The organism is Mesorhizobium sp. M0571 (assembly GCF_040320985.1).
Lineage (GTDB): Bacteria > Pseudomonadota > Alphaproteobacteria > Rhizobiales > Rhizobiaceae > Mesorhizobium.
In genome coordinates, this window is the sequence record NZ_JAMYQT010000137.1 from 1 (window position 1) to 1,234 (window position 1,234).

At 59.1% G+C, this 1,234-nt stretch carries 1 protein-coding gene and 1 pseudogene; one reads left to right on the plus strand and one right to left on the minus strand.

Going from position 1 to position 1,234, the window contains the following annotated elements; all coding sequences use genetic code 11:
- Window positions 1-107 precede the first annotated feature (107 nt).
- Entirely contained in the window at window positions 108-569 is a 462-nt protein-coding gene (locus NKI85_RS37685) for a phasin (RefSeq protein WP_352531729.1), read from the plus strand.
- A gap of 229 nt (window positions 570-798) precedes the next feature.
- Here NKI85_RS37685 and NKI85_RS38145 read toward each other — a convergent pair.
- Window positions 799-901, minus strand: a pseudogene (locus tag NKI85_RS38145) (IS110 family transposase); the annotation flags it as partial.
- Window positions 902-1,234: the final 333 nt, after the last annotated feature.

The window sequence follows — 1,234 nt, forward strand, 5'->3', positions numbered from 1 at the left end:
GAGGGATGGTGCGTCGCACAAAAATATTGCAATGCACTATAAATGCCGTAACGTCAGTTTCGTAAATGAACGAGACGGCTTTTGTGAAAGGCCGTCCACCGGAAAGGATGGAAACTATGGCCAAGACCGCTGACACCGTTGAAAATACCGCATTCCCCACCTTCGACGCGTCGAAGGCTGCCGACCAGGTCCGCGCTGTCGCCGAAAAGGGCGTCGAGCAGTCGAAAGAAGCCTATGCGAAATTTGCGTCAGGCACCGAGACGACCCAGAAGGCTCTGCAGTCGAGCTTCGAAACCGCCAAGACCGTCGGCAACGAGTTGTCGCTGAAGACAATTGCTGCTCTGCGCGCCAATGCCGAAGCCGGCTTCTCGCACCTCGAAGCCCTGGTTGCCGTGAAGTCGCCGTCCGAGTTCATCGAACTGCAGACTGCCTTCTTGCGCACGCAGCTCGAAAAGACCGTCGAGCAGGCCAAGGAATTTCAGGCCGTGACGACCAAGGCTGCCGAAGATGTATCGAGGCCGATCAAGGATGTCGTTGAAAAGGCGATGAAAGATCTCAAAGTCGCCTAATTGAGTCTAAGCGATCGGAAATAACCGCGAAACAACACCTTCTCCAGCCGGTCTTTTTCCTTTTGGCTGGATGCTCTTTGGTGCCTGCGTTGCCATGGCGGTGCGGGCATGGCTCTCTCGGCTGCGATCATCCGCACAATCTGACGGCGGCGAGCGACGAGCCCGGCCAGGGCCTCGGTTTCGGTGCCGCGCAACGGGCACTTGCCGCTTGCTCGACCCAACGAAGGCAGCGTTACAGCAGCATCGGTGGTGTCGGTCCTGGCCCGCTTGCCGAGCGCATTGGCGTAGGCTGTCACCTGCCCCGGATTGACCACGACAACCGCCAGGCTAGCACCCTGTCCAAAGCGGCAACGGCTAAGCGCGATATCCTGCCCCATTCTTGGCACGTCGAGCCTGCCAGCCATGATCCGTTGACATTCACCTGCGGCAAATTCAGCTGGGCCTTCGTTGCACGGATTTTCGGCGTGCTGGCCGACACCATCAGAAGCCGGCAGGTCGCAATGATCGCGAGGCAGCGCTGATCCAAAGGCGGAACTTCGTGCACAGGGCAAACTACTGCCGGCTTGCCCTGTTTTTCTTTTGGGCCGGCCCGACGTCCCGCCCTTGAAAAGCAGCCGTGGCTCCCCCGCAGGCCGTTCGTGGTAGAGCGAATTGAGGGTCCAGCA

Bases quoted from the DNA above. Each gene is read 5' to 3' on its own strand.
- NKI85_RS37685 (WP_352531729.1), top strand. From the start codon at position 108: ATGGAAACTATGGCCAAGACCGCTGACACCGTTGAAAATACCGCATTC.